At 54.3% G+C, this 26,251-nt stretch carries 22 protein-coding genes; 10 read left to right on the top strand and 12 right to left on the bottom strand.

Features of this window, described 5'->3' with window-relative positions:
* The first annotated feature begins 31 nt into the window (after positions 1-31).
* The gene (dbpA, locus tag KUE00_RS09650) at positions 32-1,411 is read left to right on the top strand and encodes an ATP-dependent RNA helicase DbpA (protein ID WP_246759604.1); all 1,380 of its coding nucleotides are present in this window, start codon (positions 32-34) and stop codon (positions 1,409-1,411) included.
* Between the two features lie 51 nt (positions 1,412-1,462).
* Here the strand turns inward: dbpA and KUE00_RS09645 are convergent, their stop codons facing one another.
* Positions 1,463-1,747 carry a putative quinol monooxygenase gene (locus KUE00_RS09645; protein WP_246759603.1) on the bottom strand — a complete coding sequence of 95 codons (285 nt, stop codon included), beginning with the start codon at positions 1,745-1,747 and terminating at the stop codon, positions 1,463-1,465.
* 316 nt (positions 1,748-2,063) lie between these two features.
* Here KUE00_RS09645 and KUE00_RS09640 point away from each other — a divergent pair, with 316 nt between their 5' ends.
* A complete protein-coding gene (locus KUE00_RS09640) occupies positions 2,064-2,333 on the top strand; it encodes a putative hemolysin (RefSeq protein ID WP_246759602.1) in 270 nt (89 codons plus the stop codon).
* A gap of 74 nt (positions 2,334-2,407) precedes the next feature.
* Here KUE00_RS09640 and KUE00_RS09635 read toward each other — a convergent pair whose 3' ends face one another.
* Positions 2,408-3,400 carry a 2-hydroxyacid dehydrogenase gene (locus KUE00_RS09635; protein ID WP_246759601.1) on the bottom strand — a complete coding sequence of 331 codons (993 nt, stop codon included), beginning with the start codon at positions 3,398-3,400 and terminating at the stop codon, positions 2,408-2,410.
* Positions 3,401-3,581: 181 nt separating this feature from the next.
* On the opposite strand from KUE00_RS09635, the gene KUE00_RS09630 reads away from it, so the two are divergent.
* Positions 3,582-6,197: a YdbH family protein gene (locus KUE00_RS09630; protein WP_246759600.1), complete on the top strand. Its 2,616-nt coding sequence runs from the start codon at positions 3,582-3,584 to the stop codon at positions 6,195-6,197.
* On the top strand, positions 6,194-6,385 hold the full coding sequence (locus tag KUE00_RS09625) for a YnbE family lipoprotein (RefSeq protein ID WP_246759599.1): 192 nt from the start codon (positions 6,194-6,196) through the stop codon (positions 6,383-6,385). Before KUE00_RS09630 ends, KUE00_RS09625 begins: the two co-directional genes overlap by 4 nt.
* An 85-nt stretch (positions 6,386-6,470) precedes the next feature.
* Here KUE00_RS09625 and KUE00_RS09620 read toward each other — a convergent pair whose 3' ends face one another.
* The gene (locus tag KUE00_RS09620) at positions 6,471-7,076 is read right to left on the bottom strand and encodes an FMN-dependent NADH-azoreductase (protein WP_246759598.1); all 606 of its coding nucleotides are present in this window, start codon (positions 7,074-7,076) and stop codon (positions 6,471-6,473) included.
* A gap of 227 nt (positions 7,077-7,303) precedes the next feature.
* On the opposite strand from KUE00_RS09620, the gene hrpA reads away from it, so the two are divergent.
* Positions 7,304-11,200 (top strand): ATP-dependent RNA helicase HrpA, encoded by a 3,897-nt coding sequence (gene hrpA / locus KUE00_RS09615; protein WP_246759597.1) that lies wholly within the window; start codon positions 7,304-7,306, stop codon positions 11,198-11,200.
* 135 nt (positions 11,201-11,335) lie between these two features.
* On the opposite strand, the gene KUE00_RS09610 is transcribed toward hrpA, so the two are convergent.
* The 7 genes from KUE00_RS09610 to ydfG form a co-directional block, all read right to left on the bottom strand.
* Positions 11,336-12,010, bottom strand: coding sequence for a hypothetical protein (locus KUE00_RS09610; protein ID WP_246759596.1), 675 nt, complete (start codon positions 12,008-12,010; stop codon positions 11,336-11,338).
* A gap of 396 nt (positions 12,011-12,406) precedes the next feature.
* A complete protein-coding gene (locus KUE00_RS09605; RefSeq protein WP_246759595.1) occupies positions 12,407-13,210 on the bottom strand; it encodes a trypsin-like serine peptidase in 804 nt (267 codons plus the stop codon).
* 98 nt (positions 13,211-13,308) lie between these two features.
* On the bottom strand, positions 13,309-13,389 hold the full coding sequence (gene ydgU / locus KUE00_RS22050) for a small membrane protein YdgU (RefSeq protein WP_484840044.1): 81 nt from the start codon (positions 13,387-13,389) through the stop codon (positions 13,309-13,311).
* Between the two features lie 81 nt (positions 13,390-13,470).
* Positions 13,471-13,992, bottom strand: a complete 522-nt coding sequence (gene asr / locus KUE00_RS09600) for an acid resistance repetitive basic protein Asr (protein ID WP_246759754.1) — start codon at positions 13,990-13,992, stop codon at positions 13,471-13,473.
* Between the two features lie 160 nt (positions 13,993-14,152).
* Positions 14,153-15,640, bottom strand: a complete 1,488-nt coding sequence (locus KUE00_RS09595) for a carboxypeptidase M32 (RefSeq protein ID WP_246759593.1) — start codon at positions 15,638-15,640, stop codon at positions 14,153-14,155.
* Positions 15,641-15,668: 28 nt separating this feature from the next.
* Positions 15,669-16,970: a two-component system sensor histidine kinase RstB gene (gene rstB / locus KUE00_RS09590; RefSeq protein WP_246759591.1), complete on the bottom strand. Its 1,302-nt coding sequence runs from the start codon at positions 16,968-16,970 to the stop codon at positions 15,669-15,671.
* 245 nt (positions 16,971-17,215) lie between these two features.
* The gene (gene ydfG / locus KUE00_RS09585) at positions 17,216-17,962 is read right to left on the bottom strand and encodes a bifunctional NADP-dependent 3-hydroxy acid dehydrogenase/3-hydroxypropionate dehydrogenase YdfG (RefSeq protein ID WP_246759590.1); all 747 of its coding nucleotides are present in this window, start codon (positions 17,960-17,962) and stop codon (positions 17,216-17,218) included.
* Positions 17,963-18,344: 382 nt separating this feature from the next.
* On the opposite strand from ydfG, the gene guaD reads away from it, so the two are divergent.
* Genes guaD through xdhC form a run of 4 tightly spaced genes read left to right on the top strand, consistent with a single transcriptional unit; the run spans position 18,345 to position 24,237 of the window.
* On the top strand, positions 18,345-19,691 hold the full coding sequence (gene guaD, locus KUE00_RS09580) for a guanine deaminase (RefSeq protein WP_246759589.1): 1,347 nt from the start codon (positions 18,345-18,347) through the stop codon (positions 19,689-19,691).
* The gene (gene xdhA, locus KUE00_RS09575; RefSeq protein ID WP_246759588.1) at positions 19,672-21,117 is read left to right on the top strand and encodes a xanthine dehydrogenase small subunit; all 1,446 of its coding nucleotides are present in this window, start codon (positions 19,672-19,674) and stop codon (positions 21,115-21,117) included. Before guaD ends, xdhA begins: the two co-directional genes overlap by 20 nt.
* Positions 21,107-23,461, top strand: coding sequence for a xanthine dehydrogenase molybdopterin binding subunit (gene xdhB / locus KUE00_RS09570; protein ID WP_246759587.1), 2,355 nt, complete (start codon positions 21,107-21,109; stop codon positions 23,459-23,461). Before xdhA ends, xdhB begins: the two co-directional genes overlap by 11 nt.
* A complete protein-coding gene (gene xdhC, locus KUE00_RS09565) occupies positions 23,458-24,237 on the top strand; it encodes a xanthine dehydrogenase accessory protein XdhC (protein WP_246759586.1) in 780 nt (259 codons plus the stop codon). The genes xdhB and xdhC overlap by 4 nt, the downstream gene beginning before the upstream one ends.
* Positions 24,238-24,249: 12 nt before the next feature.
* On the opposite strand, the gene KUE00_RS09560 is transcribed toward xdhC, so the two are convergent.
* The gene (locus KUE00_RS09560; RefSeq protein ID WP_246759585.1) at positions 24,250-24,735 is read right to left on the bottom strand and encodes a DUF3237 family protein; all 486 of its coding nucleotides are present in this window, start codon (positions 24,733-24,735) and stop codon (positions 24,250-24,252) included.
* A gap of 34 nt (positions 24,736-24,769) precedes the next feature.
* Positions 24,770-25,276 carry a phenolic acid decarboxylase gene (locus tag KUE00_RS09555; protein ID WP_246759584.1) on the bottom strand — a complete coding sequence of 169 codons (507 nt, stop codon included), beginning with the start codon at positions 25,274-25,276 and terminating at the stop codon, positions 24,770-24,772.
* An 89-nt stretch (positions 25,277-25,365) separates the two neighbouring features.
* Between KUE00_RS09555 and KUE00_RS09550 the strand changes: the two genes are divergently transcribed.
* Positions 25,366-26,226, top strand: a complete 861-nt coding sequence (locus KUE00_RS09550) for a LysR family transcriptional regulator (RefSeq protein ID WP_246759583.1) — start codon at positions 25,366-25,368, stop codon at positions 26,224-26,226.
* The last annotated feature ends 25 nt before the right edge of the window (positions 26,227-26,251 follow it).

The raw sequence follows: 26,251 nt of genomic DNA, 5'->3' as shown, positions 1-26,251 counted from the left end.
ATCCTCCCTCCGGTTTTTCAGAGAGTAATTTGTGAGCGCTTTTTCAACCCTGACTTCCCTGCCAGCCAGCCAGATCGCTAATCTTAACGAGCTGGGCTACCACACTATGACTCCCATTCAGGCGGCGGCGCTGCCCGCAATCCTGGAGGGGCGCGACGTTCGTGCGCAGGCAAAAACGGGCAGCGGCAAAACGGCTGCGTTCGGCCTTGGCGTAATGCACCGCATCGATGCCGCGCAGTTTGTCACCCAGTCGCTGGTACTGTGTCCGACACGCGAGCTGGCCGATCAGGTGGCCAAAGAGCTGCGCCGCCTGGCGCGTTTTACGGCCAATATTAAAATTTTAACACTGTGTGGCGGCCAGCCAATGGGTGCCCAGCGCGATTCGCTGGTACACGCGCCGCACATCGTTGTCGGTACGCCGGGCCGTATTCTTGACCATCTGAAGCGTGAGACGCTTAAGCTGGACGGTATTGCCACGCTGGTGCTGGATGAAGCCGACCGCATGCTGGAGATGGGCTTTCGCGATGATATCAATGCCATCATCAGCCACTGCCCGACAGCCCGGCAAACGCTGCTGTTTTCCGCCACCTGGCCACAGGACATTGCGCAGATCAGCCAGCGCATCCAGCGCGATCCGCTGAGCGTGGAAACGGACGTAGTCAGCGATCTGCCTTCCGTCGAACAAAAGTTTTATGAGGCCGGCGGGCGTCAAAAATTACCGGCGTTAATTGGCTTACTTAGCGAAAAGCAGCCCGCTTCCTGCGTGGTGTTCTGCAATACCAAACGTGAATGTGACGATATTGCGGGTGAGCTGAGCCATAAAAATATCAGCGCGCTGGCGCTGCATGGCGATCTGGAACAGCGCGATCGCGATCAGGTGCTGATTCGTTTTGCCAACGGCAGCTGTCGCGTGCTGGTGGCGACGGACGTTGCTGCTCGCGGGCTGGATATTAAAGCGCTGGAAATGGTAGTGAATTACCAGCTCTCTTACGATCCGGAAGTGCACGTACACCGTATTGGCCGCACGGCGCGTGCAGGCGCGGAAGGGACGGCCATCAGTCTGGTTGCGCCGGACGAGATGATCCGCGCACACGCGCTGGAAGATTTTTTGCAGCAAAAGCTGAGCTGGCATAACGTAGCGGAGCTGACCGGCATCGCTGCGCGTCCGCTGCCGGCAGAAATGGTCACGCTGAGTCTCGACGGCGGCCGCAAGGCAAAAATCCGGCCCGGAGATATTTTAGGCGCATTGACGGGCGAAGCAGGGCTAAGCGGTGACGCTATCGGTAAAATTGATATTGGCCCGACCCAGGCCTATGTAGCTATCCGTCAGGAGAGCGCCCGACAGGTAATGAAACAGCTTCAGCAGGTGAAAATTAAAGGCAAAACCTGCCGTGTCAGATTGCTGAAGTAAGCCCACAGGCCGCGGGTAAACCTGAAATGCTTTGTCCGCGGCCTCGGTTTTTTAGAATTTATGCACTTCCGGCGGCTGCGCCAGCAACGGCTCGGCTTCTGCCATCAGCGTTTTAAAATGCGGCTGCTCGCCGTGAATTGCGACGGCGGCTGCATCTTTCCAGGTTTCATGGAATAAAAACACGTTGCCGTCCTCTACGCTGCGGTACAGATCGTAATGCACACAGCCTTCTTCCGCGCGAGCTGGCTTTACGCCTGCGTTAAGCACTTTTTTCAGTTCGTCTGCTTTGCCTGCTCTGGCGGTAAATTTTGCCACGATGCGAATATTGTCGCTCATTCCTTTCTCCTTCGATTTATGTTGCCATTAATGATAAGACTTTATCGCCTGCGCCGATAAAAAGCAGGGGAAATATGTGCTGTTTAAAATTAGTGACGCCGTCACATTCAGGCAGGTTATTCTCAGGTAAGTCAGAGCATTACTGAAGTGACGCCGTAATAGTATCAGGCAGGAAAGTGAAGAAGTAACAAAATAAGACCAGCGGCTATTGCTATTTATCGTTTTAATTTTGGTAAATATTCGTGACGGCACTCGACCCTGGCCTGAACGTAGCTTATGCTGACCCACGCCCTATTACCTGTCCCGGAGTTTCCTGATGAGAGCAGCGACCTTTCTGTTTGTGGGTTGTACACTGCTGGCTGGCTGCAGCAGCAATACCGACAACGAACCGCCGCAACAGGCCACCAGCGCCCACGTTCAACCTAAAGTAGAGATGTCTGATTTGGCGGCCAGCGCCTGTTCAGGGGCCGGAGGGACGCTAGCGTTTTCACGCCAGCTGGATGGCAGTTCTGTCGGCATGTGCCAGTTGGCCAACGGCCGTCGCTGTGGCGAAAGCGCGCTGGCCAGCGGCAGCTGTATCCGCTAGCCGGTTAGCGCGTCGGCCGTCGGCAGCTGTATCCGCTAGTCGGTTAGGGCGTCGGGCGTCGGCAGCTGTATCGGCTAACCAGTAAGCTCGTTGGCGCAGGGCTCACCCTTTGCAAGCTGACTGAGGTTTTGTAATGTTGTCTCGGCGATGCTGGTTAACGCCTCCGCCGTCAGAAAAGCCTGATGACCGGTAAACAACACGTTGTGGCAGGCGGAAAGGCGACGGAAAATATCGTCCTGAATAACGTCGTTAGATTTATCTTCAAAAAACAGGTCGCGTTCGTTTTCATAAACGTCCATGCCCAGCGAGCCAATTTTCTGCATTTTTAACGCATCAATGGCCGCCTGTGAATCAATCAGTCCGCCACGGCTGGTATTAATAATCATCACGCCATCTTTCATCTGCTGGAAGGCGGCCATGTTTAGCAAGTGGTGATTTTCAGGCGTTAACGGGCAATGCAGCGAAATAACGTCAGATTCTCTGAACAAGGTTTTAATATCAACGTAGCTGGCGCCCAGCTCCAGAACCTGCGGGTTAGGGTAAGGATCGAAGGCGAGCAGCCGCATGCCAAAGCCTTTGAGGATCCGCAGCGTGGCAAGACCAATTTTACCGGTGCCGATAATCCCGGCCGTACGGCCATGCATATTAAAGCCGATTAGCCCTTCCAGCGAAAAATTGGCGTCGCGGGTTCGCTGATAAGCACGATGGATACGGCGATTCAGCGTCATCATCAGGCCAACGGCGTGTTCGGCTACGGCTTCGGGAGAGTAGGCCGGTACGCGAACCACTTTGATCCCCAGCTCTTTCGCCGTCTCCAGATCGACGTTATTAAAGCCTGCACAGCGCAGCGCGATAAATTTAATGCCCAGCTCCGCCAGCTCTTTTAGCACTTCGCGACTGCCGTCATCATTAACGAAAATGCAAACGCCGTCGCAACCGGCCGCCGTCTTCGCCGTGCGTTCCGTCAGCAAAAAGTCGAAAAATTCCAGCTCATAGCCATAGCCTTCATTAACCTGTTCAAGGTACTTTCGGTCGTACTGTTTTGTACTGTATACCGCAAGCTTCATACCGTCTCTCCCGTGACTTTCAGATAACCTAAGCATAACAAGGATTAGTCCCGGAAGGTGAGCTAACAGTTTATCCCCGTGATATTTCCTTCGTGACAGAAGTTTTAAGGCTAAAATCTTTTCGCGGTGCGTTTTGCGTGCCATCATTCACGCTTATTTATCGAAGGAACGCACCGAGGATATGACCCGAGGCTGGAAGCTTTTCCTTATTGTGACGGCTACCGCTGTGGTTTTGCTCGGCTCCACGCTGTTGACGCTGAGCTGGTGGCTGCCGCGCCTTGCCGGATTCTGGCTACCCGCCGCCACGACCATCAGGCTGGATGGCAATCCTCGCTGGCAGGCGGGTTCGCTCTATCTGCCCGGTATTCGCTACCGGCTGGGTGACTGCGAGCTGGCCACGGTGAAAGAGCTAAGCCTGGGACGTCAGGCCGGACGCTGGGCACTGGCGGCAAAGCGGGTACAGATAGACAGCGCCTGCTTTAGCCAGTTTCCCGCCAGCAGCAAGCAGCCCGCCGCGCCGCGCTCGCTGGCAGAATGGCAGGCCATGTTGCCGAAAGCGCGGGTCAGCATTGCGCAGCTTATCGTCACGCCCTGGCAGCAATGGTCCGGTTCTCTGCGGTTGGATCTCGATTCCCGGCAGCAGACGATAGCGTATCAGGGCGAAAGCATCGCTCTGCAAGGTACGCTTCGTGGGCAACAGCTGGCTATTCAGTCCCTCACTTTTAACGCGGCAAGCTTTACGCAGCCGGTCACCGTCACGGGCCAGCTGGTGCTGCCGAAAATTCCCGACGGTCTACCGGATAGCGGGACATTGAGCGCAGGCTTACGGTTACAAACTATCCCGGAGCCGCTTCAGGCCAGCCTGAGCTGGCAACAAAACGGCGGTACATTGACTATTAAACCGCAGGATGCAGAACCCTTAGTGAGTTTGCCCTGGCAGGTTACGCCGCAGCGCATCACTTTCAGTAATGGCCGCTGGCGCTGGCCTTATGCTGCACAACCCTTAGCGGGCGGGGTTACGCTAACCCTTGATAACTGGCAGCAGGGTATGGCGGCAACAACCGTCACGGGCCGCCTGAACGTGCTGACCCAGGGGCGCGGCGGCAAAGGTAACGTCGTGCTGTCGGTCGGGCCAGGTCATCTGGATGCCGCCAACAGCCGGCTGCCGTTTCGCCTGACGGGTGAAAGCAAGCTACAGCAGCTGCTCTTTTTCGCGGCTATTCCGGGTGAGCTACAGGGAGCGGTGCTGGATCCTGTTTTGCGGCTGGAACCGGGCGCACTGCTGCGGATGCGTGGCCGCCTGCTTTCCACGCTGGAAGTGGACGAGGCGCGCTGGCCGCTTTCCGGGCTGACCTTATCTTCAGAAGGTATCAACGGGCGGCTACAGGCCATTTTATCCGCCCACAATCCACAGATGGGGCAGTTTCGTCTGCATCTTGACGGCCGCGCCACCCGGTTCTGGCCGGATAAGGGGGAATGGCGGTGGCGCTACTGGGGCAACGGCGTGATGAAGCCGCTGGCGGCAAAGTGGGATGCTAAAGGCCAGGGATTCTGGCGCGACAGACTGCTGGAGCTGACTTCATTATCGACCGGCTTTAACCAGATTAATTACGGCAACATTAACGTCCATACGCCGAGGCTGCTGCTTACCGCGCCGGTTCGCTGGCTGCGCGATAAAGACCATCCTTCTTTTAGCGGCGAATTTAACCTTAATACCCAACGCACTGATTTCAGAGGCGGTGGTTATCTGCCGCCCGCCGCCTTAGCGCTCGCCATCACGGGCAGCGATCCCGCCGCTTTTCAGTTGAAAGGGAGCCTGGCGGCAAATCCTGTCGGACCGATAACGGTGCGCGGCCGCTGGGATGGGCAACGGTTACGCGGACAGCTCTGGTGGCCTTCGCAGCCGCTGGATGTCTTTCAGTCACTGCTGAGCGATAAGCTGGAGATAAAAATTCGCGGCGGCACGCTGAGAGCGCAGGTGGCTTTTTCTGTTGCCAGCGGGCAAGGGCTTAGCGCCGGAGGCAACTGGGTGGTCAGCGACGGCAGCGTCCGGATGCCGGATAACGATATCAGCGGCATCGATTTTTCACTGCCGTTCCGGCTGAAAGAAAGCCAGTGGTATTTTGGAGCGAAAGGGCCGGTTTTACTGCGCGTTAAGCAGATAAAGAATCAGTTTTTACTGGAAGATCTTCGGGCTGATTTACAGGGCTACTACCCGTGGAGCCGGACGCAGCCATTGCGGTTAAGCAACGTCGGCGTAGCGGTTCTGGGCGGTGAAATAAGCCTGGTTAGCTTACAGATGCCGCAAACGGAAGCGGCTACGCTACGGCTGCGCAATATCAATATGAGCAAGCTGGTTACCGCGATCCAGCCTAAAAAAATTGCGCTGTCGGGCTCGGTTAACGGCGCACTGCCGCTGTGGCTGGAAAACTCGCCCTGGCTGGTCAAAGAGGGCTGGATAGCCAACAGCGGGCCGCTGACGCTGCGGCTGGATAAAGATTTTGCCGATGCGCTGGCAAAAGGCAACGTGGCCACGGGTGCGGCAATGTCCTGGTTACGCTATATGGAAATATCACGCAGCTGGGGAACGCTGAATATTGCCAGTAATGGCGAGATGGTTTTACAAGCTCAGGTCAACGGCCTCAGCCGCTTCAGCAACAGAAACCAGCGCGTATCGCTGAACTATACCCAGCAGGAAAATCTCTTTCAGCTCTGGCGCAGCTTGCGCTTTGGCGATAATTTGCAATCCTGGATTGAGCAAAACGACGCTCTGCCAACGCAAGGAAAAAAAGAATGAAAACAGGTCTGCCGATGCTGGCTGGCGTGCTGCTGCTCAGCGGCTGCGTACCGCGTATTGAAGTGGTTGCGCCAAAAGAGCCGATTACCATTGATATGAACGTTAAAATTGAGCACGAGATTAAGATTACGGCGGATAAGAATGTGCAGACACTGCTGAAAGATAATCAGGATGCGGCGGGTCATTAATGCTGTTTAGATACCGGCGGGCTAAAAAAACGGCCCGCGTCAGTAAAGACGCGGGCCGAGAAATCATTATATGCTTGCGTGGCCGTTAAGCCGCAACCAGCTGCTTCAGCGCGGCTTTAGCATCGTCGGTTGCTTTGGTAGCGACTTCCGGACCGTAGGCGATGCCTTCAGCAAAGACAAACTGCACGTCGCTCATGCCCAGGAAGTCCAGGAACAGCTTCAGGTAAGGAGTCAGCAGGTCGCTTGGGGTATCTTTATGGATGCCGCCACGGCTGGAAATCACTACTACTTTCTTACCGGTGATCAAACCTTCCGGGCCTTTTTCGCTGTAGCGGAACGTGACGCCAGCGCGGGCAACCAGGTCAAAATAGTTTTTTAACTGGGTTGGGATATTGAAATTGTACATCGGTGCCGTAATAACAACGGTATCGACAGACTGAATTTCAGCAATCAGCTCGTCGGACAGCGCCAGCGCTTCCTGCTGACGTGGCGTAAGCGTAGCGTCTGAAGGACGCAGTGCGCCAACCAGCTCGCCGTCCAGCACTGGAACAGGATTTGCTGCCAGGTCGCGAACAATGATTTCGTCGCTGCCGTGCGCTGCTTTCCACTCTTCTACAAAGTGATCGGCCAGCTGGTTTGACTGCGAGTAACCGGCAAGGATACTGGATTTCAGTACTAGAACTTTGCTCATGATAATTTCCTGTATGTTATGCGGGGACGTTTCCGCTCAATGATTTACACTCTATGGGTAAACCCGCCGCAGAGATAGTGCAATATTCTGAAGCCCGTGTTCGAATTTACTGAACAAGCTTATCGTGATGTCATCAGAGCTAAGTGTTTGTCTGTGCTACAATACGCAAAATTTTTAACATAACTTTATTTTTTCTGCCAGCCTGCTGGCGATTAGCGAGCTTCTTTATGTCTGATATACCCCATTCGCCCCTGACGACGCTCATTCCGCGCCTCAATACGCTGATGCTCAGAGATCGCCAGCGGCTGCAAAAACGTCTGCACGGCGCGAAAAAAGTCAAAAATCCCGCAGCCCAGCAGGCTATTGCGCAAGAGCTGGACAACGAGATTACCGTTGCCGAGCAGCGTGTTGCCCGACGCCGCGCGGCCGTACCGACCATCCGCTATCCGGAAAACCTGCCGGTCAGCCAGAAAAAACAGGAAATAGCCGACGCTATCCGCGATCACCAGGTCGTGATTGTTGCGGGCGAAACCGGCTCGGGGAAAACCACGCAGCTCCCTAAAATCTGCATGGAGCTGGGCCGAGGCATTACCGGGCTGATAGGGCATACGCAGCCGCGCCGCCTGGCAGCGAGAACGGTTGCTGACCGTATTGCTGATGAGCTGGAAACCACGCTCGGCGGCTGCATTGGCTACAAGGTGCGTTTTAACGATCAGGTCAGCGAAACCACGCAGGTCAAGCTAATGACCGACGGTATTCTGCTGGCGGAAATTCAGCAGGATCGCCTGCTGATGCAGTATGACACCATCATTATCGATGAAGCGCACGAGCGCAGTCTGAATATCGACTTTCTACTGGGCTACCTGCGGGAGCTGCTGCCGCGCCGTCCGGACCTGAAAGTAGTCATTACTTCCGCCACCATCGATCCGCAGCGCTTTTCGCGTCATTTCCACAACGCGCCGGTTATTGAAGTGTCTGGCCGTACTTATCCGGTTGAAGTGCGTTATCGGCCGATTGTGGAAGACGCGGACGATACGGAGCGCGATCAGCTACAGGCAATTTTTGATGCGGTGGATGAATTGGGGCAGGAGAGCCGTGGCGATATCCTGATCTTCATGAGCGGCGAAAGGGAAATCCGCGACACGGCCGACGCGCTAAATCGTCGCGATCTGCCGCACACGGAAATCCTGCCGCTGTACGCACGTCTTTCCAACGCCGAGCAAAACCGCGTATTTCAGTCGTATAGCGGCAGACGTATCGTGCTTGCCACTAACGTGGCGGAGACGTCGCTGACCGTACCCGGCATCAAATACGTTATCGATCCGGGCACGGCGCGTATCAGCCGCTATAGCTTCCGCACCAAGGTACAGCGCCTGCCGATTGAACCGGTTTCTCAGGCATCGGCAAACCAGCGTAAAGGACGCTGCGGACGCGTATCCGAAGGGATCTGTATTCGCCTTTATTCAGAAGAAGATTTTCTGAGCCGTCCGGAGTTTACCGATCCGGAAATTCTGCGTACCAATCTGGCCTCGGTTATTTTGCAGATGACCGCGCTGGGGCTTGGCGATATTGGCGCTTTTCCTTTTGTCGAAGCGCCGGACAAGCGCAATATTCAGGATGGCGTCAGGCTGCTGGAAGAGCTGGGCGCGATTACGCTGGATAATGAGCACTATAAGTTAACGCCTTCTGGCCGCTCGCTTGCTCAGCTGCCGGTCGATCCACGCCTGGCGAAAATGGTGCTGGAAGCGCAGAAGTACGCCTGTACGCGTGAGGTCATGATTATCACGGCGGCGCTCTCTATTCAGGATCCGCGCGAACGTCCGGTAGAAAAGCAGCAGGCTTCCGACGAAAAACACCGGCGCTTTGCCGATAAAGAGTCGGACTTCCTCTCTTTTGTAAACCTGTGGGACTATTTGCAGGAGCAGCAAAAGGCGCTGTCGTCCAGCCAGTTCCGCCGCCTGTGCAAAACCGACTATCTCAACTACCTGCGCGTACGTGAGTGGCAGGATATTTACACTCAGCTTCGTCAGGTCGTGCGCGAGCTGGGGATTCCACTAAACAGCGAACCGGCAGATTTCAGAGGCGTGCACACCGCGCTGCTGACCGGTTTACTGTCGCATATTGGCCAGAAAGATGCCGATAAACAGGAATATACCGGCGCGCGCAACGCCAGGTTTTCTATTTTCCCTGGCTCCGGCCTGTTTAAAAAGCCGCCGAAATGGACCATTGTTGCCGAACTGGTCGAAACCAGCCGCCTGTGGGGCCGCATCGCAGCACGCATTGAACCTGACTGGATCGAGCCGCTGGCGCAGCATTTAATCAAGCGCAGCTACAGCGAACCGCACTGGGAAAAAGGCCAGGGCGCGGTGATGGCCAGTGAAAAAGTGACGCTGTACGGCTTGCCGATCGTGGCGGCGCGTAAGGTCAACTATGGTTCGATTGATCCTGCACTATCGCGTGAGCTTTTTATTCGTCATGCGCTGGTTGAAGGCGACTGGCAGACGCGTCATGCTTTCTTCCGCGCTAACCTCAAACTGCGTGAAGAAGTCGAAGAGCTGGAGCACAAGTCGCGCCGTCGCGATATTCTGGTCGATGACGAAACGCTGTTTACCTTCTACGACGAGCGTATCCCGCACGAGGTCGTCTCCGCGCGGCATTTCGATAGCTGGTGGAAAAAGGCCAGCCGCGAACAGCCAGAGCTGCTGAACTTTGCTAAAGAGATGCTGATTCGCCAGGGCGCGGAAAACGTCAGCAAGCTGGACTATCCCAACTTCTGGCAGCAAAACAACCTCAAGCTGAAGCTCAGCTACCAGTTTGAGCCGGGTACGGATGCGGATGGCGTTACGGTACATATTCCCTTGCCTTTGCTTAATCAGGTCGAAGAAAAAGGTTTTGAATGGCAAATCCCTGGCGTGCGCCGCGAGCTGATTATCGCGTTAATCAAATCCTTGCCTAAGCCGTTACGCCGTAACTTTGTTCCGGCGCCCAACTATGCCGAGGCTTTCCTGGCGCGCGCCGTGCCGCTGGAGCTGCCGCTGGTAGAATCGCTGGAGCGCGAGTTTCGTCGCATGAGCGGCGTGACCATCGAGCGTGAAGCCTGGCAGTGGGATCAGGTGCCCGATCATCTTAAAATGACCTTCCGCGTAGTGGATGAACATAACCGCAAGCTGGCCGAAGGACGCGACCTTAACGCCCTGAAAGAGCAGCTGAAAGCCAAAGTGCAGGAAACGCTGTCGCTGGTGGCCGATGATGGCCTGGAGCAAAGCGGTCTGCATATCTGGAGCTTTGGCAATCTGCCGGATCATTTTGAGCAGAAGCGCGGTAGCTATAGCGTGAAGGCCTGGCCTGCGCTGGTAGATGAAAAAGAGAGCGTAGCGATTCGACTGTTTGATTCCGAACACGAACAGAAAAAAGCGATGTGGCGCGGCCTGCGCAGGCTGCTGCTGCTGAATATTCCTTCGCCAATTAAATACCTGCATGAAAAACTGCCGAATAAAGCCAAGCTGGGACTCTATTTTAACCCTTACGGCAAGGTGCTGGATTTAATCGATGACTGCATCGCCTGCGGCGTAGATAAGCTGATAGCGGAATTTGGCGGCCCAACCTGGCAGGAAGAGGGTTTCCAGCAGCTGCATGAAAAAGTTCGCGCGGAACTGAATGAAACCGTGGTAGACATTGCAAAAAAAGTGGAGCAGATCCTGACGGCCGTATTTAACATCAACAAGCGGCTGAAAGGGCGCGTGGATATGACGATGGCGCTGGCGCTTTCCGACATTAAAGCGCAGATGAACGGTCTGGTCTATCGCGGTTTTGTCACCGGCAACGGCTGGCACAAGCTTGCCGATACGCTGCGCTATCTGCAGGCGATTGAGCGACGACTGGAGAAATTACCGGTCGATCCGCACAGCGATCGTGCCAGGATGGTAAAAGTAGAGAAAATTCAGCAGGCCTGGCAAAGCTGGTATAACAAGCTGCCGCCGGTACGCCGTGATGATGCAGATGTGCAGGAGGTTCGCTGGATGCTTGAAGAGCTTCGCGTCAGCTATTTTGCCCAGCAGCTGGGCACGCCTTATCCGGTATCGGAAAAACGTATTCAGCAGGCGATGGATGAGATTGTGGATTAGCTTATCTTAATACACATTGATACTTACAATGGTTGTAAAAACAGGATTAAAGTATGCAGCGTAATTTTTGCATACTTTAATCAGGAGAATGAACGGGGCTTCTTTTTAAGTTCATTCGCGAATTTGGTCGGAGTATCAAACGGGCTTCAGATTATAAAGACGTAACTGAGCGTGGTCTGCTGGGTTACGTCTACTTATAAACATACCACTGCCTTTCTGTCCTCTAATTAACAAGAAGGTTATTTGCATTTCAATTTCACTTTTGTATCGATCTACACACAAAACTTTGAAATCTTCAGTAATGATATTATTAATTTTACCGGCTGCAATAAATTTTATCTCCCCAGAAGTGTTAATATAAATAGATAATGTATTGTTTTTAGAGTCAGTCGATACCATTTTTAACGATAATTTTTCTCTGCTGGCAGTTTCCCAATAATTTATTGAGTCTAAAATATCAACCATCAGGCCTTGATGCAGGATTGTAGAAAGTAAAGGGAGATGTTCATCCAGCCAGCCAGCATTGAGTTGCTGCGCGGTCAAAATAAATTTCTCTAAGCTTAATTCTTTACTGTAAGGCACACATACAGGCTGTCCATTTATAAAATAATTTATTCTGTTTAAATCACATTTCATCGCTTCGTTGATTTCGCCGGATGAATAGTTGAAGCTACTTTCAAAAATAGTCTTTTTAAGACGGCGCTCAAAAGATTCGAAGAATTGCACCTGGTTAACAGGAGCATTTAATGTTATATTCCCGTCCCACTTAAAAGGCTGGGAATGCGTGCTGTTTTGGAATGGTTTAAACAAAATTCCCTCTCTTTTAAATATTTGTTCAAGTCGAAATTTTTATAATCATACATTGGTTTGGCGCTGCTGTGAAAATGCCATAAGCAAGATGTGGTGATAATTGCTTAATTCACCTTATACCGTGTAGGTTATGAGAAAAGTAATGGTGATTCTGGTTTGTTTACTATATCTGGTGAAAGAGTGGAAATAAAATTTAAAATAAATTTAATTCTCTTAATTAAGATGATGTACAGCCAGGAGAGGATTGCCGATTTTCTCTGTTTATTATTTCAGATAAAAATGGATGGTGTGATATAAAAAAGGGAGCTGATTCGTACTCCAGTTAGCAACTGCCTGGCTGGAGTACGATAGTGTGCCGACAAGCTTAAGCTGTGCCGTAAAAACATTTACCGATCATCATTGCGCCAGCGCTTCCAGATTATCGCGAAAGGCGGTAACGGCAATCGCCCGATTGTCGGCTTCATAGCGATCTTTTGCCGCCGGCGCTGAACTCTGCACGCCAATCAGCTGCCAGCCGTTATCGCTTTTTAACAGCAGCGGTGAACCGCTGTCGCCTGGCAATGTATCACACTGGTGCGACAAGACGTTTTTCTGCGCCCATCCCGTGATCAGGCAGTTAGTGTGTGAGTAAAGCGTATCCAGGTGATCCTCGGGATAGCCGGCCTGGGTCACGCGACGCTGCTGCGTTTTCAGCGCGGCGGTTAATTCGCTGCGGCTGCCGTCAAACAGCGGTACGGGCGTAATGCCGGAAGGAGGGTTATGCAGAATAACCAGGCCGTAGTCATAAGGCGCGGCAGAAGAAGGCACGATCCAGCCGTCGCCGTCAGCCTTGAGTTTTTTGCCTAAAGCGGGATCGACTCGCGTTTCTACATCGTGAATTTCATAGCGCCAGTTGCCGTTATGGGCAATAAAGCGTATCGCAATGACCTTATCGATCTTGCCGGGCGGTGCCAGCAGACAGTGTCCGGCGGTCAGGGCCAGATGGGGAGAAATCAGCGTGGCGCTGCACAGATTGCCGCTGGCGGTTTCCAGCTGGCCAATGGCTTCCCACGGCTGGCTTGCTGTTTCGGTTACCGGCTGGCGATCGTCCTTGCCAAAAAATAGCGTGGTGACGTCCCGGGCGCTTTCAGCATCATCATCAGCGTGGCTACAAAATGAAAAAGCTAAACATCCTATTAAAAAAACAGCTTTCAGGCGCATATCTCTCTCTGAGTGGAGGATTTTAAGGACGGTGCAGGGGGTAATAACCCAGTAACTATAGACGGATAGTGCTAAAAGGGAAGTTCAGACTGCGCCAGTTACAGGTAAAAACTGAAGGCGATCAGGCCACAGATGATCATAAAACCCAGGATAATTTCGAATAAATAGCGCCGCACCATCATTCGATACTCCAGAAAAGAAACACCCGGACGTACCGGGTGTTTGTGTTAACAGACTAAGGTGAAGGCCCGTTTAAACTCTTATTTAGCAGCTTTCTTAGCGGCTTTTTTGTGGTGCAGTTTTTTAGCAGCCTGTGCTTTCTGTGCAGCAGGTTTTTTGTGGTGCACTTTTTTAGCTGCCTGAGCTTTCTGCGCTACGGCTTTCTTGTGGTGCACTTTTTTAGCAGCCTGAGCTTTCTGTGCAGCGGCTTTTTTGTGGTGCACTTTTTTAGCAGCCTGAGCTTTCTGTGCAGCGGCTTTCTTGTGGTGTACTTTTTTAGCAGCCTGAGCTTTCTGTGCAGCGGCTTTCTTGTGGTGTACTTTTTTAGCAGCCTGAGCTTTCTGCGCTACAGGTTTTTTAGCTGCTTTTTTGTGCTTTTTGGCAGCCTGCGCTTTCTGAGCCGCTTTTTTATGTGCTTTGTGATGCTTGGCAGCATGAGCTGGCGCAGCGGTAGTAGTAGCAGCTGGTGCAGTAGTGGCTGGCGCGGCGGTGGTTTCAGCAGCGAAAGCAACTGAAGAGATACCCATAGCAGCGGCTACAACCAGAGCGAATAATTTTTTCATTGCAAAACCCTCAAAGTTTATTTTCATTGTCAGCCCACTGCGGGGCCGGTGAAGAGACTATAAGGGAAGGGCGCACGGCTTTCCGTGAGTGATTGGTATCGGCGTGTTACCGATTGTACAAAGGCCCGCTACATAACGGAGCGGGCCTGACGGGACGGGATCAGTCGGCCAGGTAGCGGCTTTCTAAATGCTGACGGAAAAAGGCCGGATTAAGTGCCTCACCCGTAGCGTTTTCAATAAGTTGGCTTGTGCTGAAGCGGCTACCGTGCTGCCAGATATTCTGCTGTAGCCAGTCGAAGATCGGCTGCAAATTGCCTTCACGCAGCTCGCTCTGAACCTGCGGCAGCGCCTTTTTCACGCTCTGAAAAAGTTGCGCCGCGTACATTGCGCCCAGCGTATAGGTAGGAAAATAACCAAAGGCACCGTCGGTCCAGTGGATATCCTGCATGCAGCCGTCGCGGTAATTGCCGCTGGTATCCAGCCCCAGCAATGCCTGCATTTTTTCCTGCCACAGCGCCGGGATGTCGTCCACTTCGATGTCGTCTTCGATCAGCGCGCGTTCAATCTCATAACGTAAGATAATATGCGCCGGATAGCTTACCTCATCCGCATCAACGCGGATCAGGCCTGGCTTAACGCGCTGGTTGAGCGCGATAAAGTTCGCCTCTTCCAGCGCGGGCTGGTCGCCCATCAACGTTTTTACCTGCGGCAGCAGCAGGCTCAGGAACTCCCGGCTGCGACCCAGCTGTTTTTCAAAAAACAGGCTTTGCGACTCGTGAATGGCCGTTGAGCGGGCCAGCGCGACGGGTTGACCAGCCCACTGCTTTGGCAGGTTTTGCTCGTAGCAGGCGTGACCGGTTTCATGGATGACGCCCATCATCGCGCTGATAAATTCGTTGGCATTGTAACGCGTGGTAATACGAACATCTTCCGGCACGCCGCCGCAGAAAGGATGCGCGCTGACGTCCAGACGACCGGCGTTAAAATCGAAGTTCAGCAGCTTCATCAGCGTCTGGCCCAGCTGCTTTTGCGACTCAATGGCAAAAGGTCCAACAGGCACGTCAACAGGCTGTCTGGCCTGCTTTTCAACAATGCGGTTCAGCAGCGAAGGCAGCCACTCTTTCAGCTCGCCAAACGTGGCATCCAGCTTAGCGCTGGTCATTCCCGGCTCGTAGAGATCCAGTAACGCATCATAACGCGAGCAGCCGTTCGCCTGCGCACGTAGCTCCGCTTCCTGGCGGCTCAGCCTGACTACTTCTTTCAGATTAGCGGCAAAACCCTGCCAGTCATTGGCCGGGCGCTGCTCCCGCCAGGCGTGTTCGCAGCGGGAACCGACGATGGATTTCTCTTCGACCAGCGAAGCCGGGAGCAGCGCGGCCTGCTGATAAGCACGGCGCATCTCCAGCAGGTTTGCCTGCTCAACATCATTCAGATTCTCACTGGCGGCCGCTTCCAGCCACTGCGCCACTTTTTTATCGGTCAGAATTTCATGTTTAAGTACGCTCAGCTCGGCCAGCGCCGCGCCGCGTGCACTGCTGCCGCCTGGCGGCATCATGGTCATCATATCCCAGCCGGTAATCGCGGAAAGATGGCTAAAGCGGGAAAGCCGGGTAAATGTGCGGGTCAAATCTGCATAAGCGGATGACATAGTGATCCTTTACGTTGTCGTGGCGCCGTCAGGCAGCGCGGGGAGAAGATAAGGGTAAATCAACCGGCCAGCAAAAGCGAACGCTGGCGCCGCCCAGCGGGCTGGTATCAATCAGTACATAGCCGCCAAAGGCCTGCGCCACGGAATGAACAATTGCCAGCCCAAGCCCGCAGCCGCCGGTTGCGCGATCGCGGCTGGGATCCAGACGGACAAAAGGCTCAAATACGCGCTCGCGCTCGGCTTGCGGAATGCCGGGGCCGTCGTCTTCAACCTGCAGACAGGCCGTATTGCCATCAAACCAGAGTCCAACACGCAGGCGCCGGTCGGCATAGCGCAGCGCATTATTCACCAGATTATCCAGCACGCGCTCCATCAGCCGGGTATCCGCCACGCCCATGTTTTGCCGCTGTGGCGTATCCAGCTCGACGGTAAAGTCAGGATGCACCGAGCGGATATCATCCAGCCTTTCGCTCAGCCACGCGGCCAGATCCAGCGACTGCAGGTTCAGGTCGACTTTCGGCCTGTCCAGGCGGGCATAGGTCAGTAGCTCTTCAATCAGCGACTCCAGCTGACCAATGTCCCGGTTCAGCGCGGCGGCTTCGCTGTCGGTAAGGTTGTCGCTCATCTCCAGCCGGTAGCGCAGACGCACCAGCGGCGTTCTCAGCTCGTGCGCGATGCCGTCAATCAGCTGTTTTTTGCTGACGACCAGCGTATTGATGTTATCGGCCATCTGGTTAAAGGCAACGCCAAGCCGAAACAGGCTGGAGGCGCTGTCAAAGTGAATACGCTCGTCCAGATGCCCCTGACCAAAACGCTGCGCGGCCGACTCCAGCCGCAGCATCTCTTTCCAGTGGGGCCGCATCCAGATAAACACCGGCAGCGCCAGCGATATACCGATAAAAGCCAGCAGCACGATATCCAGAATGCGCATTTCATGCAGAAAAAAGAGGTAGGGGATAGGCCCGACGGCCAGCACATAGTGACTGCGCGGAATATGCTGTAAAAAGGTGTATTCGTCGTCCAGCGCGACAATACCACCAGCGCGTAAACGGCGCATAGTGGCAGGGTCGAGCTGATACTTGCTCATCGGCTCTATATGCAGCTTAAAAGAGAGATTAAGATCCAGGTTATCGATGGTCTTATCCCAGTCGCGCGGAGGAATTTCACGTAGTTCGCTGCGCATTAAATAAAGCGAGCTTTTCATCAGGTCATCCATTGACTCACGACCAGCGCGTTCGGCGGTGAATTTATAGACCAGCCCAACCAGCATCGCCATCACCAGAAAGCAAACGAACAGCAGCAGATAAAACTGAATAAAAAGCTTTCGCATGAATTGTTACCTGAAATCAATAAATTAACTATCCTGCCCTGGACATCAGGCGCACAGTTCCCAAAATTCTCACATTGATATGTTCTTATATCACTTAAGCAAGTATTGATTTTAAAAAAATTTAGAGGTGACGCAGGCAGCGGCTGGAGCGGGGCAGCATTAAAACAGCTAACTACAACATTCTGGAATTTAAAGCTGATGGTAACCCTTCACCATCAGCTTGTAACCTGCAAAAAAGCGTAGTCTTACGCCTTGTGCACTTTCAGTCCGGCTACCGTCTGGGCAACCGGCATCATCTCCAGCGTATTGATGTTTACGTGTTTCGGCAGCGTAGCAACCCACCAGACCGCTTCGGTAACGTCTTCGGCGGTTAACGGCTCGGTGCCGTCATATACGCTGTCTGCTTTAGCATCATCGCCTTTAAAACGAACGTTAGAAAATTCTGTTCCGCCTACCAGGCCCGGCTCGATATCGGTCACGCGCAGTGCCGTGCCGTGCAGATCCGTGCGCAGGTTCAGGCTGAACTGGCGTACAAAAGCCTTGGTAGCACCATAGACGTTGCCGCCCTGATAAGGCCACAGACCGGCAATGGAACCCAGGTTAATAATATGGCCGACATTGCGTTCCACCATGGCGGGCAGTACGGCGCGAGTCATATAGACCAGGCCTTTATTATTGGTATCGATCATCGCATCCCAGTCATCCACGCTGGCTTTATGCGCCGGTTCAATACCTAACGCCAGTCCCGCATTGTTAACCAGCACGTCGATATTGCGCCATTCCGTCGGCAGCTGCGCCAGCGCTTCTTCAATGGCGGCGCGGTTGCGCACGTCAAGCTGCAACGTATAAAGGTTAGCGCCCAGCTCTTCTTTCAGCTTTTTCAGACGCTCTTCACGGCGACCGGTAGCGATTACCTTATGGCCTTCAGCAATAAAACGACGGGTAATGCTTTCGCCGAAACCGGCAGTGGCTCCAGTAACAAATACAATCATCTCACTGTTCCTCAACGCTTTTTGGGTTTAAACCACCATAACATCTCGGTGCCGTGCTGATAAGTCGGATTAATTCTGATTAATAACTTAATCTGCACAATGTTGGCGCGTCCTGCGGCAAGGTTGCCTGAAAAGGGTGCAGGCAGAAATGACTGGCAGGAAGTAAAAAGTAAAAAAGACGCTGAAAAATGGCAGGCAAACGGTTGCTAATATTTGCAATCGTTTGCGCATACGATTGCGACTCTTTATGAAAATGTATTTGCGCGCTCTTTATTTAATTCATTGAAAATAAAGCAATATTTATATGTTCCCGACCTGGCATAACAATTGCTATTTATTTCTATAATGAATTGTCAGCCGTCCGTCGATAAAAGGAAGCGCTATGTTACCCACCTTTACCCGTGCCGTGCGCGGCAGCTTTTTTGATATTACCGCGACGGTTAGCGATCCGCAGCAGCTGGCTGAACGGGCTCGCTATATTGAAGACGGATTACTGCTGCTGAACGAAGGAAAAATTGTTTCGCTACAGGCCTGGGAAGAGGGACGTCACCAGCTGGGCGATGAAACGGCGGTAGTCGACTATCGCGGTAAGCTTATCGTTCCGGGCTTTGTTGATTGTCACATTCACTACCCGCAAACGGAAATGATAGGCGCTTACGGCGAACAGCTGCTCGAATGGCTGCAGCAATATACTTTCCCGGTTGAAAGTCAGTATCACTGCCCGCTGCATGCGGCAAAGATGTCCGCCTTCTTTTTACATCAGCTGTTGAGCAACGGCACCACAACCGCGCTGGTATTTGGAACGGTGCATCCCCAGTCCGTAGATGCCTTATTCAGCGCGGCAGAGGGTCTGGGCATGCGGCTGATTGCCGGCAAGGTGATGATGGACAGGCACGCGCCGGATTATCTCACCGAAACGCCGGAACAGAGCTATCAGCAAACGCGTGAGCTGATTGAACGCTGGCATAACCGTGGCCGCCTCAGCTATGCGCTGACGCCGCGTTTTGCGCCAACGTCTTCTCCCGAGCTGCTGCAAAAGGTTCAGCAGCTCAAAAAAGAGTATCCCGATACATGGCTGCATACCCATCTGAGCGAGAACCCGCAGGAGGTCGCCTGGGTAAAAGCGCTTTTCCCGGAGCGCAGCGGCTATCTGGATGTTTATCACCATTATCAGCTGACCGGACGGCGCAGCCTGTTTGCCCACTGCATTCATCTGGAAGAAGAGGAGTGGGACTGCCTGCACGATACCGACTCTTCCGTAGCGTTTTGCCCGACCTCCAATCTGTTTTTAGGCAGCGGGCTGTTCAAATTAAACCACTGTTGGGAAAAAAACGTGAAGACGGGCATAGGAACAGATGTGGGGGCCGGAACAACTTTTAACATGCTGCAAACCCTGGGCGAGGCATACAAGGTCGGCCAGCTCCAGCACTATAAAATGGCGGCCAGCGAAGCTTTTTATCACGCCACGCTGGGCGGCGCGCAGGCGTTGGATCTGCATCAGCAGATCGGCAATTTCAATCCGGGTAAAGAGGCCGATTTTGTGGTGCTCGATCCCGCAGTTTCCGCACTGCAAAAAATGCGCTGCGCCAACAGCCGTGACATCTGGGAAAAGCTTTTTGTATTAATGACGCTGGGCGACGATCGCAATATCGCCAGCACCTGGGTAAACGGCAAATGCGTCTGGCAACAGCATAACGAGGAGAAAGCGCATGATTCAGTTTTTGCTTAACCAGACGTTGATTAGCGAAACCTCGCTCGATCCCGACACTACCGTACTGAACTATTTGCGCCAGAACAAACGGCGCTGCGGCACGAAAGAGGGCTGCGCCTCCGGCGATTGCGGGGCCTGCACCGTGACGCTGGGACGTGTTGAGGACGGGAAGATGGTCTATGAAACCGCCAACAGCTGCATCACCTTTGTCAGCAGCCTGCAGGGCAAGCAGTTGATTACGGTAGAAGATTTGCCGCAGAACGGTGAACTGCACGGCGTACAGCAGGCGATGGTTGATTGCCACGCTTCGCAGTGCGGGTTTTGTACGCCAGGTTTTGTTATGTCGCTGTTTACGCTGCAAAAGAACAGTGATGGCTGGCAGCAAAAAACGGCGGAGCAGGCGCTGGCGGGCAATCTCTGCCGCTGCACAGGCTATCGGCCAATTGTTGATGCGGCACGTCAGGCTTGTCGGCAGCCGCAGCAGGATGCTTTTACGCAAAATGAAGCGCAAACGGTTCAGCGTTTAAACGCGCTGCAAAATCAAGAAGTACAGGAGATAGCGCTCAACGGTAAGCGCTGCCTGTTACCAAAAACGTCTGAACAGCTGGCAACGTTACTGGCTGAACATCCGCAGGCGAAGCTGCTGGCGGGCGGCACCGATCTGGCGCTTCAGGTTACGCAGCACTACAAGTCGCTGCCGCTGGTTATTTCCCTGGAGCAGATAACGGAACTGAAAGCGTGCCACATTGGTGATAAAGAGATAACGCTGGGCGCGGGCGCTTCGCTCCACCATTGCTATCAGATTCTGCAACGCCATATTCCTGCCTTTGCGGAGATGCTGGAGCGCTTCGCTTCTTTACAGATTCGCTATCGCGGCACGCTGGGCGGCAATATTGCTAATGGTTCGCCAATCGGTGATACGCCGCCGATGCTGCTGGCGTTAGATGCTGCGCTTGAGCTGCAGTCGGGCAGTAAGATTCGTCGCCTGCCGCTGCAAAGCTTTTTCCTGGGCTACCGTAAAACGGCGCTGCTGCCCGGCGAATTTATCCGCGCTATCGTGATTCCTGAGGTGACAGCGTCACAACATTTTCAGGCATGGAAAGTTTCCAAACGGCTGGAAGATGATATTTCGGCCATTTTTGCTGCTTTCATGCTGGAACGGGACAGCGACGGCATCGTTACCAGGGCGCGTATTGCTTTTGGCGGCATGGCGGCAATTCCTAAAAGAGCGACCAGATGTGAACAGCAGCTGGTTGGCCAGCCCCTGACCACCACCTCACTGGAGCTGGCCTGCCGCGCGCTGGAACAGGACTTTACGCCGCTGAGCGATTTTCGCGCCAGCGCAGGCTACCGCATGCAGGTTGCCAAAAATTTGCTGCGCCGCTATTACGTTTCGCTTGCCGATAAATCCACGCTGTTGGAGGTAGCAACCTATGTCCAGTAATCGTCCTGTAGTCGCGGAAGAGGTGATCGCCAGGCAATACGCCGAAGGCATTCAAAGCGGCGTTGGCAAAAGCAACAAGCACGAAAGCGCGGCAAAACATGTTTCCGGCGAGGCGCTCTACATTGATGACAGGCTTGAGCTGCCGGGCATGCTGCACCTTTGTCCACGGCTCAGCGAACATGCGCACGCCCGCATTATCAGTATTGATACGCAGCCTTGCTACAGCGTTCCCGGCGTGGTTAGCGTACTGACCTGGCAAAGCGTGCCGGGAGAAGGCGATATTGGCCCGCTCGAGCCGGGCGATCCGCTCATGGCAAAGGATCTCGTTGAGTATGCCGGACAGGTGATTCTGGCCGTCGCGGCTGAAACGCCGCAGGCCGCGCGGCAGGCGGCAGAGCTGGCGGTAATTGAATATGAACTGCTGACGCCAATGCTGGACGTCAAAGAGGCGCTGGAAAAAGAGCATTTTGTGCAGCAGCCCCACGTTCACCAGCGCGGAGACGTTCAGGCCGCGCTGGCCCGTGCCGATCGCCGTCTGCAGGGCGAGTTTCATATTGGCGGCCAGGAACACTTTTATCTGGAAACGCAAATCGCGCTGGTGGTGCCCGGTGAGGATCGTTCGCTACAGGTCTTTTCTTCTACGCAAAACCCGACGGAGGTGCAGAAGCTGGTGGCCTCGGTGATGGGTCTCACCATGAACAAAGTCACCATTGATATGCGGCGCATGGGCGGCGGCTTTGGCGGCAAAGAGACGCAGGCGGCTGGCGTAGCCTGTTTATGTGCGGTCGCGGCGCAGCAGACGGGCAGACCGGTAAAAATGCGTCTGGCTCGCCGTGACGATATGCGGATTACCGGTAAGCGACATCCTTTTTATATCCGTTATGACGTGGGCGTTGATAAAGAAGGGCGTTTCAGCGGCGTAAAAATCGAGCTGGCTGGAAACTGCGGCTACTCGCTGGATCTCTCTGGTTCTATTGTCGATCGAGCCATGTTTCATGCCGACAACGCCTACTACCTGGGCGATGCGCTGATCGTCGGCTATCGCTGCCGTACTAACACGGCATCTAATACGGCCTATCGTGGCTTTGGTGGGCCGCAGGGAATGGTGGCGATTGAGCAGATCATGGATCACATCGCGCGCGAGCTGAACCTCGACCCGCTGGAGGTGCGCAAACGCAACTACTACGGTAAAGAAACCCGCAACGTTACGCATTATCATCAGCAGGTTGAGGGAAATCTGCTGGATGAAATGACCGCACAGCTGGAAGCGAGCGCGGATTATGCGGCGCGGCGCGAAGCGATTACTGCTTTTAACCGCAGCAGCCCGTTCCTGAAGCGTGGCCTGGCGCTGACGCCGGTGAAATTCGGCATCTCTTTTACTTCCAGCTTTCTTAACCAGGCGGGTGCGCTGATCCTGATTTATACCGACGGCACCGTGCAGCTCAATCACGGCGGCACGGAGATGGGCCAGGGGCTGAATACCAAAGTCGCTCAGGTAGTCGCGGAAGTGCTGCAAATCGACGTGGATCAGATTCAGATCACCGCTACCGATACCGGAAAAGTGCCGAATACCTCGCCGACCGCGGCTTCAAGCGGTGCCGATTTAAACGGCAAGGCAGCGCAAAACGCGGCGCAGATCCTGCGCGACAGGCTAACGGAAATGCTTTGTCGCCTGCACAACTGTCCGGCGGAGCAGGTCAGCTTCAGCAACGGCATCGTTAAAGTTGCCGAAAAGCACTTCACCTTTCCGGACGTGGCGCAAATGGCGTGGCTTAACCAGGTCCCGCTGTCGGCCACCGGTTATTACAAAGTGCCGGGTATCCATTACGATCGCGAAGCGGGGCGCGGCACGCCGTTTTATTACTACGCTTTTGGCGCGGCCTGTTCAGAAGTCATCATTGATACCTTAACCGGCGAGTATCGCCTGCTGCGCGCCGATATCTTGCACGATGTTGGCGCATCGCTGAACCCGGCCATTGATATCGGCCAGGTGGAAGGCGGTTTTGTGCAGGGCGTTGGCTGGCTGACCTGCGAAGAGCTGGTGTGGAACGCGCAGGGCCGCCTGATGACCGATGGCCCCGCCAGCTACAAAATCCCGGCGATTGGCGACGTACCGGCGGACCTGCGCGTCACGCTGGTGGAAAACCGTAAAAATCCCAAAGAAACGGTGTTTCACTCAAAAGCCGTTGGCGAGCCGCCGTTTATGTTAGGGATTTCCGCGTGGTGCGCGCTACAGGATGCGGTTGCCAGCGTCAAAGACTATCAGCAGCATCCGCTGCTCGACGCGCCAGCCACGCCGGAAAGAGTGTTCTGGGGCGTGGAGAAGTTGAGGGAAAGCGTATGAGTCCTGACGACTGGATTACGGTGCTGGCAGCTCTGAGAGAAAAGCGCCAGCCTTGCGTGCTGCTCACCGTGCTGGAAGAAAAAGGCTCGGTACCACGCGATCGCGGCAGCAAAATGGTGGTGACGGAGGAAAAAAGCTTTCTCACCATCGGCGGCGGCCATCTGGAATATCAGTGCATTGCCATTGCGCGTGAGATGCTGAAAACCCATAGCTGCGAGCCGCGCAGCGAGCATTTTAATCTGGGGGCGCGTCTGGGGCAGTGCTGCGGCGGCATGACCACCGTCCTGTTTGAGCCGCTAATCCAGGCGCAGCCACAAATTGCGGTGTTTGGCGCGGGCCACGTGGGGCAGGCGCTGGTCAATCTGCTGGCAACGTTACCCTGTCACGTTTTTTGGGTAGACGAGCGCCAGGAGCAGTTTTCCAGCGTCCCGGCTGGCGTCACGCTTTGCTGTCAGGAAGATCCCTGCGACCAGGTCAAGCTGATGCCGCCACAGAGCTACTACGTGGTGATGACCCATCATCATCCGCGCGACCTGGCGCTGTGCGAGGCGATTCTCAAGCGCGGTGACTATCACTACTTCGGCGTTATCGGCTCGCAGACCAAGCGACAGCGCTTTGACTATCGGCTGGCGGGCAAAGGCTTTAGCCCGCAGCAGCTGGCAACCATGCGTTGCCCGATTGGCCTGCCGGATGTAAAAGGCAAACTGCCTGCGGAAATTGCGGTGGCGGTGGCGGGAGAAATCATCGCCAGCTACAGCCAGGAACGGCCAGCGTAGGCTGGCCGGATTTCAGGTCACGCGATAGAAATTAAGGGTCACGCCGTGCTGCGTGCGCTGGCCGGTGCTGATAAAGATTGACTCTTTTAGCCAGTTCAGGCGCGCATCATAAATTTCAAACTGCGGGACGGTGCGGAAATAGAGCTCCTGAGGCGCAATCGCATCGAAAAAACGCATATTTTCGCCAAACAGATCTTTCCTGAAGGCTTCCGGAACGCGACGAATACCGTTGTTTTCTATATAGACCTTGCCCTGATCGGTTTGCAGCGCATAGCGAGCCGACAGGCGACACAGTCCATCCGGCTCGATAATCTGGCTGTCGATACCGCCGGGCATCACTTCCCCCGTCAGCCTGCCGCTGACCACGCCCTGGTTGATGGGGATTAGCTGTCGCTTGCCGCTTTCGCGACTGTTTTCGACCACAATCGGCTGTTCCACCACCACCTTCACCGAAAAGCTGAATTCCAGTTCCGGCCTGACTTCGTCCTTTGTTTCCACAACACCCCCTCGCGCTTATCCGTCTCTCTCTGATTTATTTCAGATTATCAGGAAAGTTGTCCGGCAGCTCGCTTGCCGCGCAGGCAATGACGCTCTCGTTATCCCGGCCGCAGTCGCGGACAAAAGTGATAGTGGCAAATTCGTCGATCACCTCGGTCGGATAAGCCGGGCCGGCGGCGCGATAGCTTTCCATCTCGGCAATATGGTCATTCTGATAGCAGACGGTTTTCTGCGGGGTATCGATTACCCAGCGCGGGAAGAAGATGGTGCCATGGAACAGGCGATCGCCCAGGTTAACGGCAAGGCTAACGTCGGTGCCGGTCGGCTCGGTCCAGGAAATTTTATAGATATCTTTACCCAGTCGAACGATATAAGCCCGCTGATCTTTTACCCACCGATTGCCCACCAGCCCGCTGTGAATACGATAATCCAGCGTCTGCTCGTTCTTCACATAAATTTCGTAATTCCAGCCGTTGTCATAGGTATAAACCAGGTGTTTACCGACAAAATTGCTCAGATCGTGTTTATCAAAAGTCATCATTTCCTCCTGTTTTTTCTAAAGCTATCAGTTAACTTTTTCGATAAAAAGCGCTACTTTTAGATGAAACCTATCGAAAAATTACATCAATCATGCTGAAAACGACGCTGGAGCAGTGGGAGCTACTGGCAAAGGTTATTGAACTGGGTAGCTTCGCCCGTGCGGCAGAGGCGACCAGCCGTAGCCAGTCTTCGGTAAGCTACAATCTTGCTCTCCTGCAAGAGCGGCTTGGCGTCGCGCTGCTGGAGCCGCAAGGGCGTAAAACCGTCCTGACGCCTGCGGGCGAGCAGATGCTGACGCGGGTACGACCGCTGCTGAAGGATTTTTACCATCTGGAAGCGCACGCTGCCTTACTGAAGGATGGCGTACGCACGCGGCTGGATCTGATGGTCGATACGATTTTCCCGCGTGAGCGCCTGTTTGCCGCGCTAAAGCAGTTTCAGCAGCAGCATCCCCATACTCAGGTTCGGCTGACCGAAGTGCTGGAGAGCGCCAGTAGTGATACGGCTGAAGCAGACGTCATGGTGCTGACGCGCCGTCAGGATCTTACGGGGCGGGGCGAATGGTTAATGAATATCGATTTTGTGGCCGTAGCGCACAGTGACCATCCGCTTCAGCAGCAGGCAGAATCACTAAGCGAGGAGAGGCTGGCCGCGTATCCGTTGATTTGCATCGCCGGACGTGAAGCCAGAGCCGACGACGCCAGCTCGGCGTTTGCGGAGTGCTGGACGTTCTCTACTATTGAAACGGCGATAGAAGCCGTGGTCAGCCAGGTCGGCTACGGCTGGCTGCCGGAGGAGAGGATAAAATCTTATCTGGCTGACGGAACGCTGAAAATTCTTCCCATGACGCATGGCGTCAGACGTGCTACACCCTTACATCTGATCGTGAAAAAAGGTCTTGCCGATCGCCAGCTCCAGACGCTGACTACCTTGCTCAGACAAAACGGCTAACGATGCGCTCGTGCCGAATCCATTA

This window comes from Erwinia phyllosphaerae (assembly GCF_019132875.1).
GTDB lineage: Bacteria > Pseudomonadota > Gammaproteobacteria > Enterobacterales > Enterobacteriaceae > Erwinia > Erwinia phyllosphaerae.
This window is presented reverse-complemented; position numbering and strand designations above follow the sequence as displayed.

What these genes read in the sequence shown, in the direction of transcription:
- xdhB (WP_246759587.1), top strand. Translation starts at nt 21,107, where the DNA reads ATGTCCAGTAATCGTCCTGTAGTCGCGGAAGAGGTGATCGCCAGGCAA.
- ydgU (WP_484840044.1), bottom strand. Translation starts at nt 13,389, where the DNA reads ATGGTGCGGCGCTATTTATTCGAAATTATCCTGGGTTTTATGATCATC.
- guaD (WP_246759589.1), top strand. Translation starts at nt 18,345, where the DNA reads ATGTTACCCACCTTTACCCGTGCCGTGCGCGGCAGCTTTTTTGATATT.
- xdhA (WP_246759588.1), top strand. Translation starts at nt 19,672, where the DNA reads ATGATTCAGTTTTTGCTTAACCAGACGTTGATTAGCGAAACCTCGCTC.
- KUE00_RS09550 (WP_246759583.1), top strand. Translation starts at nt 25,366, where the DNA reads ATGCTGAAAACGACGCTGGAGCAGTGGGAGCTACTGGCAAAGGTTATT.
- ydfG (WP_246759590.1), bottom strand. Translation starts at nt 17,962, where the DNA reads ATGATTGTATTTGTTACTGGAGCCACTGCCGGTTTCGGCGAAAGCATT.
- xdhC (WP_246759586.1), top strand. Translation starts at nt 23,458, where the DNA reads ATGAGTCCTGACGACTGGATTACGGTGCTGGCAGCTCTGAGAGAAAAG.
- KUE00_RS09605 (WP_246759595.1), bottom strand. Translation starts at nt 13,210, where the DNA reads ATGCGCCTGAAAGCTGTTTTTTTAATAGGATGTTTAGCTTTTTCATTT.
- KUE00_RS09635 (WP_246759601.1), bottom strand. Translation starts at nt 3,400, where the DNA reads ATGAAGCTTGCGGTATACAGTACAAAACAGTACGACCGAAAGTACCTT.
- KUE00_RS09595 (WP_246759593.1), bottom strand. Translation starts at nt 15,640, where the DNA reads ATGTCATCCGCTTATGCAGATTTGACCCGCACATTTACCCGGCTTTCC.
- asr (WP_246759754.1), bottom strand. Translation starts at nt 13,992, where the DNA reads ATGAAAAAATTATTCGCTCTGGTTGTAGCCGCTGCTATGGGTATCTCT.
- KUE00_RS09640 (WP_246759602.1), top strand. Translation starts at nt 2,064, where the DNA reads ATGAGAGCAGCGACCTTTCTGTTTGTGGGTTGTACACTGCTGGCTGGC.
- KUE00_RS09630 (WP_246759600.1), top strand. Translation starts at nt 3,582, where the DNA reads ATGACCCGAGGCTGGAAGCTTTTCCTTATTGTGACGGCTACCGCTGTG.
- KUE00_RS09645 (WP_246759603.1), bottom strand. Translation starts at nt 1,747, where the DNA reads ATGAGCGACAATATTCGCATCGTGGCAAAATTTACCGCCAGAGCAGGC.
- KUE00_RS09620 (WP_246759598.1), bottom strand. Translation starts at nt 7,076, where the DNA reads ATGAGCAAAGTTCTAGTACTGAAATCCAGTATCCTTGCCGGTTACTCG.
- KUE00_RS09555 (WP_246759584.1), bottom strand. Translation starts at nt 25,276, where the DNA reads ATGATGACTTTTGATAAACACGATCTGAGCAATTTTGTCGGTAAACAC.
- KUE00_RS09625 (WP_246759599.1), top strand. Translation starts at nt 6,194, where the DNA reads ATGAAAACAGGTCTGCCGATGCTGGCTGGCGTGCTGCTGCTCAGCGGC.
- hrpA (WP_246759597.1), top strand. Translation starts at nt 7,304, where the DNA reads ATGTCTGATATACCCCATTCGCCCCTGACGACGCTCATTCCGCGCCTC.
- rstB (WP_246759591.1), bottom strand. Translation starts at nt 16,970, where the DNA reads ATGCGAAAGCTTTTTATTCAGTTTTATCTGCTGCTGTTCGTTTGCTTT.